Source organism: Citrobacter sp. S55_ASV_140 (genome assembly GCF_018919505.1).
Taxonomy (GTDB): Bacteria; Pseudomonadota; Gammaproteobacteria; order Enterobacterales; family Enterobacteriaceae; genus Citrobacter; species Citrobacter werkmanii.
Window position 1 is genome coordinate 1 of the sequence record NZ_JAHLQZ010000191.1, and the last position, 7,221, is coordinate 7,221.

General features: G+C 55.2%; 6 protein-coding genes and 1 pseudogene. 3 read left to right on the forward strand and 4 right to left on the reverse strand.

The window, feature by feature from the left end:
• Positions 1-113: pseudogene (locus KQJ18_RS19775) on the reverse strand (GNAT family N-acetyltransferase); the annotation flags it as partial.
• A complete protein-coding gene (locus KQJ18_RS19780; protein ID WP_038634172.1) occupies positions 107-631 on the reverse strand; it encodes an SCP2 domain-containing protein in 525 nt (174 codons plus the stop codon). The pseudogene KQJ18_RS19775 and the gene KQJ18_RS19780, both read right to left, overlap by 7 nt.
• Positions 632-851: 220 nt before the next feature.
• Here KQJ18_RS19780 and KQJ18_RS19785 point away from each other — a divergent pair, with 220 nt between their 5' ends.
• The 3 genes from KQJ18_RS19785 to KQJ18_RS19795 all read left to right on the forward strand — a co-directional run bounded on the left by KQJ18_RS19785 (position 852) and on the right by KQJ18_RS19795 (position 3,929).
• Positions 852-1,847 (forward strand): peptidase U32 family protein, encoded by a 996-nt coding sequence (locus tag KQJ18_RS19785; protein ID WP_006687898.1) that lies wholly within the window; start codon positions 852-854, stop codon positions 1,845-1,847.
• Positions 1,838-2,734 (forward strand): U32 family peptidase, encoded by an 897-nt coding sequence (locus tag KQJ18_RS19790; protein WP_137347330.1) that lies wholly within the window; start codon positions 1,838-1,840, stop codon positions 2,732-2,734. Before KQJ18_RS19785 ends, KQJ18_RS19790 begins: the two co-directional genes overlap by 10 nt.
• Positions 2,735-2,921: 187 nt before the next feature.
• The gene (locus tag KQJ18_RS19795; RefSeq protein WP_087856886.1) at positions 2,922-3,929 is read left to right on the forward strand and encodes a luciferase-like monooxygenase; all 1,008 of its coding nucleotides are present in this window, start codon (positions 2,922-2,924) and stop codon (positions 3,927-3,929) included.
• Between the two features lie 88 nt (positions 3,930-4,017).
• On the opposite strand, the gene mtr is transcribed toward KQJ18_RS19795, so the two are convergent.
• On the reverse strand, positions 4,018-5,262 hold the full coding sequence (gene mtr / locus KQJ18_RS19800; protein WP_038634179.1) for a tryptophan permease: 1,245 nt from the start codon (positions 5,260-5,262) through the stop codon (positions 4,018-4,020).
• Positions 5,263-5,408: 146 nt separating this feature from the next.
• A partial coding sequence (locus KQJ18_RS19805; protein ID WP_216422556.1) for a DEAD/DEAH family ATP-dependent RNA helicase occupies positions 5,409-7,221 on the reverse strand: 1,813 nt, incomplete at its 5' end.

Consider the following 7,221-nt stretch of genomic DNA (forward strand, 5'->3'; position numbering starts at 1 on the left):
CCATCTTCACGCAGGTCGTGCACTAATTTCGCTTCCGCATCGCTCTCAAATGAACGACGCAGCAACGCATCAATACCGGGGGCATCGATGGGAATCTCAACTCGAATCAGCATGGCTCACCTACCGAAGTCTGTTTGGTGTCTGGCGTCGTTTTCATTCCCGCCTCAACAAAATCCGCCAACTGCATCAGCATGACGCGCAACGCTTTAGGCATCTGATCCAGTTCGATGGCGTCCATCAGATTTTTTACGTATAGCCCTAATTCTGTGTCACCTTCAATCACCAGGCGACGCTGGAAGAAAAGCGTATCCGGATCCTGCTTACGTGCAGCAATCATCAGTAAATCGCTGGCGTCAGCGCTAAAACTCACATCCGCATCGGCACTCTGGCTGACGATAAGTTTATCGTTCTCAACAGAGGTATACCATTGGAGGCCAATATCACGCACATGAATACTCAGCCAGCGGCCTTCGAGGAACTCCAGCTCTCCATCAGCCAGCGCCTGGCTAAACTGCCAGCTCAGAACCTGCTCCAGGACCTGGCGCTTCAGCGCAAAGGGCGTCAGTTTAACCGGTACACTCATCAGAGAAGGACCAAAATGTACTAAGCGTGAACGCAGTTTATCCAACACGAGCTTTACTCCCTGTTTCAATAGTCCTGCTATTTTGCCATATCCAATAAACGACATAGCGGCATAAATCAACAATTCGATGCGAAATTGTTACCTCTTTATTGCTGTCACCAATACGACTTTAACTGCCTCAAATCAAAAATTGTCTCAGCAAGGTTAACTAAAATCCCTCTTCGTTAACATTTCTGCGCCCTTCACGGCGCTACGTTCAGGATAAATTATGGAGCTGCTCTGCCCTGCCGGAAATCTCCCGGCGCTTAAGGCGGCCATCGAGAACGGCGCTGATGCTGTCTACATCGGGCTGAAAGATGATACCAACGCCCGTCATTTCGCCGGCCTTAATTTTACCGAGAAAAAATTGCAGGAAGCGGTGAGTTTTGTCCATCAACACCGCCGTAAGCTGCACATCGCGATTAACACCTTTGCGCATCCGGATGGTTATGCGCGCTGGCAGCGGGCCGTAGATATGGCGGCGCAACTGGGTGCGGATGCACTAATCCTCGCCGACCTCGCCATGCTTGAGTATGCCGCAGAGCGCTACCCGCATATTGAGCGCCATGTCTCTGTTCAGGCATCTGCTACCAACGAAGAGGCGATTAATTTTTATCATCGCAACTTTGATGTCGCGCGCGTGGTGCTGCCGCGCGTGTTGTCTATCCATCAGGTGAAACAGCTCGCTCGCGTCACGCCCGTTCCACTCGAAGTGTTCGCCTTTGGCAGTCTGTGCATTATGGCGGAAGGGCGGTGTTATCTTTCATCCTACCTGACGGGTGAATCGCCTAACACGGTTGGCGCTTGCTCTCCCGCGCGTTTTGTTCGCTGGCAGCAGACCCAACAAGGTCTGGAATCGCGTCTGAATGAAGTGCTGATTGACCGCTATCAGGACGGAGAAAATGCTGGTTATCCGACACTGTGTAAAGGCCGCTATTTGGTTGACGGCGAGCGCTATCATGCGCTGGAAGAACCCACCAGCCTGAACACGCTGGAGCTGCTGCCGGAGCTGCTGGCGGCCAATATTGCCTCGGTAAAAATCGAGGGACGCCAGCGTAGTCCGGCCTACGTCAGCCAGGTGGCGAAAGTGTGGCGTCAGGCGATCGATCGTTGTATAGCCGACCCACAGAACTATGCGCCACAGGCGGCATGGATGGAAACGCTCGGTTCCATGTCCGAAGGCACGCAGACCACGCTTGGCGCGTATCACCGTAAATGGCAGTGAGAGAAGCAATGAAATATTCCTTAGGGCCGGTGCTGTGGTACTGGCCAAAAGAAACGCTGGAAGATTTTTATCATCAGGCCGCCGCCAGCCAGGCCGACATTATCTATCTTGGCGAAGCGGTATGCAGCAAACGTCGCGCCACTAAAGTCGGCGACTGGATTGATATGGCGAAGTCGCTCGCCGGCAGCGGTAAACAGGTGGTGCTGTCAACGCTGGCGCTGGTGCAGGCATCCTCTGAGCTGGGAGAGCTGAAGCGCTACGTCGAAAACGGCGACTTCCTGCTGGAAGCCAGCGATCTGGGCGTGGTAAACATGTGCGCGGAACGTAAGCTGCCGTTTGTCGCCGGGCATGCGCTCAACTGCTACAACGCGGTGACGCTACGTTTGCTGCTCAAACAAGGGATGGTGCGCTGGTGTATGCCGGTAGAATTATCTCGCGACTGGCTGATCAATCTGCTCAACCAGTGTGAAGAGTTAGCTATCCGCGATAAGTTTGAAGTGGAAGTGCTGAGCTACGGCCATCTGCCGCTGGCGTACTCTGCCCGTTGCTTTACGGCGCGTTCCGAAGATCGGCCAAAAGACGAGTGTGAAACCTGCTGCATCAAATACCCGAACGGGCGAGATGTGCTGTCGCAGGAGAATCAACAGGTCTTTGTTCTCAACGGGATTCAGACCATGAGCGGCTATGTTTATAACCTCGGCAACGAGCTGACATCCATGCAGGGACTGGTAGATATTGTGCGTCTGTCCCCTTCAGGCACGGAAACATTTGCCATGCTGGATGCCTTCCGCGCCAATGAAAACGGCACTGCCCCATTACCGCTTGCCGCCCATAGCGACTGCAACGGTTACTGGAAACGTCTGGCTGGGCTGGAACTGCAATCCTGATAAAACCTCGCCGGATAGCGGCATAGATGCCTTATCCGGCCTACAAATCGCGATCCCGTAGGCCCGATAAGCGCAGCGCCATCGGGCATTGTTTTTGCCGTCAGTCTCATAAAGCTCACTTTGTTAACAACGTTAATCAAATTTTAATGCAGTATTAAATGATTAACCGGTAACAAAGTGAGCCGTTATGACTGATAAAACTATTCCGTTCTCGGTGCTGGATCTGGCACCGATCCCTGAAGGCTCTTCGGCAAAAGAAGCCTTTACGCACTCGCTTGATCTCGCACGGCTGGCTGAAAAGCGCGGCTATCACCGCTACTGGCTGGCAGAACATCACAACATGACCGGCATCGCCAGCGCCGCAACCTCTGTGCTGATTGGTTATCTGGCTGCCAATACCACCACGCTGCATCTGGGTTCTGGCGGCGTGATGCTACCCAACCATTCGCCGCTGGTGATCGCCGAGCAGTTCGGTACTCTGAACACGCTGTATCCGGGACGTATCGATCTCGGGCTTGGCCGCGCGCCGGGGAGCGATCAGCCAACGATGCGCGCGCTGCGCCGCCATATGAGTGGCGATATCGATAACTTCCCACGCGACGTAGCAGAACTGGTGGAGTGGTTCGACGCCCACGACCCGAACCCCCATGTACGCCCGGTGCCTGGCTACGGCGAGCAGATCCCGGTCTGGTTATTAGGTTCCAGCTTGTATAGCGCACAGTTGGCGGCGCAGCTTGGCCTGCCGTTTGCCTTCGCCTCGCACTTTGCTCCGGATATGCTGCATCAGGCGCTGCATCTGTATCGTAGCCAATTCACGCCTTCGGCGCGCCTGGCAAAGCCGTATGCGATGGTGTGCATCAACATTATTGCCGCCGACAGCAATCGCGATGCCGAATTTCTTTTCACCTCAATGCAGCAGGCGTTTATGAAACTGCGTCGTGGCGAAACCGGCCAGCTACCGCCGCCGGTAGAGAATATGCATCAACTGTGGTCCGCTTCTGAACAGTATGGCGTGCAGCAGGCGCTACGCATGTCACTGGTCGGTGATAAGGCGAAAGTGCGGCACGGGCTGGAGGCTATTTTGCGTGAAACCCAGGCTGATGAAATTATGGTTAACGGCCAGATTTTTGATCACCAGGCGCGGCTACACTCATTTGATTTGGCGATGGATGTGAAGCAGGAATTGTTGGGATAGTGCTATTTGTGCCGGATGGCGGCTGCGGCTTATCCGGCCTACGCAATCTCTGTAGGCCCGGTAAGCGTAGCGCCACCGGGCAATTGTTCTACTGGTACACCGGCAGCAGGTTAACGCTCGACAGAACATGGATAACCGCGTTGCCGACGCCGAAGACCAGAATCAGGGCAATCATCGGTTTACCGCCCCAGACGCGGAATTTCGGGCTGCCGAAACGTTCGCGAGATTTACGTGCCAACAGCGCTGGCACAATGGCAGCCCAGATAGTTGCAGCTAAACCTGCATAGCCAATGGCGTACAGAAAACCGTTCGGCCACAGCAGGCCACCGACAATTGGCGGCACAAACGTCAGCAATGCGGTTTTAAAACGCCCCATTGCGGAGTCATCAAAACCAAATAAATCAGCCAGATAATCAAACAGGCCCAGCGTCACGCCGAGGAAGGAACTGGCGACCGCAAAGTTGGAGAACACCACCAGCAGCAGATCCAGACTACGGCTGTTCAGCACACCGCTCAACGCCTGCACCAGCACATCAATGTTCCCACCCTGCTGCGCAATACCAATAAATTCCGGACGCGGAATATTACCCATCGTTCCCAGCAACCATACGGTATACAGCACCAGCGCCAGCAACGTGCCGTATACCAGGCACTTAACGATGGTCTTCGGATCCTTGCCGTAATACTTCATCAGGCTTGGGACGTTGCCGTGATAACCAAATGAAGCCAGACAGAATGGCAGCGTCATCAGCAGGTACGGCGTATATGAAGCGTTGCTCTGCGCCACGTTAAACAGCGTTGCGGGCTGCACGTGTCCCAGCAGGCTGCCGAAGGTCAGGAAAAAGGTAATGACCTTTGCCCCCAGCACAATCGCCGTCATGCGGCTAACCGCTTTGGTGCTTAACCACACCACAAACGCGACCAGCAGCGCAAAGCCAAGACCTGCCGCGCGCGCCGGAACGTTCAGCGACATCTCGGCAAAGGTGTGATGCAGAATCGAGCCGCTTGCCGAAATATAGGCGTAGGTCAGAATGTAGAGCACAAAGGCGATGGAGATGCCGTTAACAACGTTCCAGCCTTTGCCCAACAGATCTTTGGTAATGGTGTCGAAGCTGGAACCAATCCGGTAATTGAGGTTGGCTTCAAGGATCATCAACCCGGAGTGCAACATGCAGAACCAGGTGAAGATCAGCGCCGCCATTGACCAGAAGAACCACGCCCCGGACATGACCACCGGCAGAGAGAACATCCCCGCGCCAATAATGGTGCCGCCGATGATCACCACGCCGCCAAGCAGCGAAGGTGACGTTTGGGTGGTGGTTAGTGTTGCCATTTAGCCATCTCTCCAGTCATTTATATTGTGACTACTTATCAATGTGCTGCACTGTACCAGTACACGAGTACAATTGAAATAAAAAAAGCCCCGATTGTTGAGATCGGGGCTGTATACTTTATTTTACGCTTTTAAGCCGTTTTGGCTTATGCGTCACCGCCGAAACGACGACGACCGGCTGAGTCATCACGACGCGGAGCAGAAGAATCGTCACGGCGCGGGCCACGACCACCTTCACGACGTTCGCCGCTGAAACGACGACCATCACCACGACCGCCTTCACGACGCTCACCGCCAAAACCACGGCCTTCACCGCGACCGCCTTCACGACGCTCGCCGCTGAAACGGCCACCGCCACGACGCTCACCACCGGTATGCGGTACTGCATCGCCAACCAGCTGCATGTTCATCGGCTTGTTCAGGATGCGGGTACGGGTAAAGTGCTGCAGCACGTCGCCCGGCATACCTTTCGGCAGTTCGATGGTCGAGTGGGAAGCAAACAGCTTGATGTTACCGATGTAACGGCTGCTGATATCACCTTCGTTAGCAATCGCGCCAACGATATGGCGGACTTCAACACCGTCATCACGACCCACTTCAATGCGGTACAGCTGCATATCGCCAACGTCACGACGTTCACGACGCGGACGGTCTTCACGGTCGCCACGCGGGCCACGATCGTTGCGGTCACGCGGGCCACGATCGTCACGGTCGCGGAATTCACGCTTAGGACGCATCGGTGCATCTGGTGGTACGATCAGGCTACGTTCGCCCTGAGCCATTTTCAGCAGTGCGGCTGCCAGGGTTTCCATGTCCAGCTCTTCGCCTTCAGCGGTAGGCTGAATCTGCGCCAGCAGAGCACGGTACTGATCCAGATCGCTGCTTTCCAGCTGCTGCTGTACTTTCGCGGCGAATTTTTCCAGACGGCGTTTGCCCAGCAGCTCTGCGTTCGGCAGTTCTACTTCTGGAATAGTCAGCTTCATGGTGCGTTCGATGTTACGCAGCAGACGACGCTCGCGGTTCTCAACGAACAGCAGCGCACGGCCAGCACGACCCGCACGACCGGTACGGCCAATACGGTGAACGTAAGATTCGGAGTCCATCGGGATATCGTAGTTAACGACCAGGCTGATACGCTCAACGTCCAGGCCACGGGCCGCGACGTCGGTTGCAATCAGAATATCCAGACGGCCATCTTTCAGACGCTCCAGAGTCTGCTCACGCAGAGACTGGTTCATGTCGCCGTTCAGCGCAGCGCTGCTATAACCGCTACGCTCCAGCGCTTCTGCCACTTCCAGAGTCGCATTTTTGGTACGGACGAAGATAATCGCCGCATCAAAATCTTCTGCTTCCAGGAAACGCACCAGCGCTTCATTTTTACGCATGCCCCACACAGTCCAGTAGCTCTGGCTGATGTCAGGACGGGTAGTGACGCTGGACTGAATGCGCACTTCCTGCGGCTCTTTCATAAAGCGGCGGGTAATACGACGAATCGCTTCCGGCATGGTGGCAGAGAACAGAGCGGTCTGATGACCTTCCGGGATCTGCGCCATAATGGTTTCAACGTCTTCGATGAAGCCCATACGCAGCATTTCATCAGCTTCGTCCAGTACCAGACCGCTCAGTTTGGAGAGGTCCAGAGTACCGCGCTTCAGGTGATCCAGCAGACGACCCGGCGTACCGACGACGATCTGTGGTCCCTGACGCAGGGCACGTAATTGCACGTCATAACGCTGGCCGCCGTACAGGGCAACCACGTTCACGCCGCGCATGTGTTTAGAGAAATCCGTCATGGCTTCTGCAACCTGAACCGCCAGTTCGCGGGTCGGTGCCAGCACCAGAATCTGAGGTGCCTTCAGCTCAGGATCAAGATTGTTGAGCAGCGGTAAAGAGAACGCTGCCGTTTTGCCGCTACCGGTCTGGGCCATACCCAGAACATCGCGACCGCCCAGCAGATGC

What these genes read in the sequence shown, in the direction of transcription:
- KQJ18_RS19785 (WP_006687898.1), top strand. Translation starts at nt 852, where the DNA reads ATGGAGCTGCTCTGCCCTGCCGGAAATCTCCCGGCGCTTAAGGCGGCC.
- KQJ18_RS19790 (WP_137347330.1), top strand. Translation starts at nt 1,838, where the DNA reads ATGGCAGTGAGAGAAGCAATGAAATATTCCTTAGGGCCGGTGCTGTGG.
- KQJ18_RS19795 (WP_087856886.1), top strand. Translation starts at nt 2,922, where the DNA reads ATGACTGATAAAACTATTCCGTTCTCGGTGCTGGATCTGGCACCGATC.
- mtr (WP_038634179.1), bottom strand. Translation starts at nt 5,262, where the DNA reads ATGGCAACACTAACCACCACCCAAACGTCACCTTCGCTGCTTGGCGGC.